This is a genomic window from Corynebacterium hylobatis, assembly GCF_003955685.1.
GTDB classification, from domain to species: domain Bacteria; phylum Actinomycetota; class Actinomycetes; order Mycobacteriales; family Mycobacteriaceae; genus Corynebacterium; species Corynebacterium hylobatis.
On sequence record NZ_RXHJ01000039.1, the window covers coordinates 1 to 1062 of the forward strand.

1 pseudogene is annotated in these 1062 nt (G+C 63.9%); it reads right to left on the minus strand.

The features are described 5' to 3' along the window. Positions 1 to 47: 47 nt before the first annotated feature. Positions 48 to 1062, minus strand: a pseudogene (locus EAH68_RS14570) (ISL3 family transposase); the annotation flags it as partial.

The window sequence follows — 1062 nt, forward strand, 5'->3', positions numbered from 1 at the left end:
CCTCCTGTGTTACATCATGCCCTCTCACCAACCCAGGCCGCTTTAATTTAGAGTGCGTTGATCTTGCCCTGCAGCTGCCTCGAGTGAATCAGACACCGCAATATGTAGTGGTTGAGGTTCCTGAACCCCAGGGCGATTCCCCGCAGATGCTCCAGCCGACCATTGATCGCCTCGACCGGCCCGTTCGACGCGCCGATGTCGAAATAGGCGAGCACGTCTTCGCGTCGGCGCCACAATGTCCGCCCCAGCTGGGCGAGCTCCTCCAGCCCGGCGGGTAGTCCCTTACGCAGGCTGTTGATCACCCGCATCATCAGCTTCTTGCCCTCTGACTTCTTCGGGTGCCCGTAGGCTGCAATCAGGTCCTGGTAAAACAGCCACGTCACCTCGAGTGCCACGTAGTCCTCATCGGTGGCCCACAACATCTCCAGTCGCTGTTTCTGCCGCTCCGTCAGGTAGTTCGTGCGGGTCAGCAGGGTCCGGCGGTGTTTGTACAGCGGATCGTCCTTGCGCCCGCGCCGCCCGGTGGTCTCCCGTTGGAGGCGTTGCCGGCACGAGGTCGAGCTTGTCGGCAGCCAGGTGGACCACGTGGAACGGGTCCATCACCTTGCGGGCGTCAGGCAGGACCTGGTCCACGGCTGAGGCATAGCCGGTGAACCCGTCCATGGTCACCACCTGCACCTGCTGGCGGAACTTAGGGTCGCGTTCCTGCAGCCACGTGCGCAGCACCTGCACGCTGCGGCCCGGGCGGATGTCCAGCAGTCGGGCAGGACCACGCCCATCCACCAGCGGGGTGAGGTCGACGAGGATGGTCACCAGGTTGGATGGTTCCCCTGGCTTGCGGGTGTGCTTCCACACGTGCTCATCAACGCCGAGGATGCGTACGCCGTCCAGATGCCCGGGGTCGTCGTAGACGAGCTGGCGGCAGGCATCGAGTGCCACCTGGTTGTACCTGCTCCCACCCGATACCCAACGCTTTGGCGGTGGCGGACACGCTCATCCGGTCGATCGCCAGTCGCTGGAGGATCCAGCGGGTGACCCGGTGGGTGAGCTTGGATCCGTCAT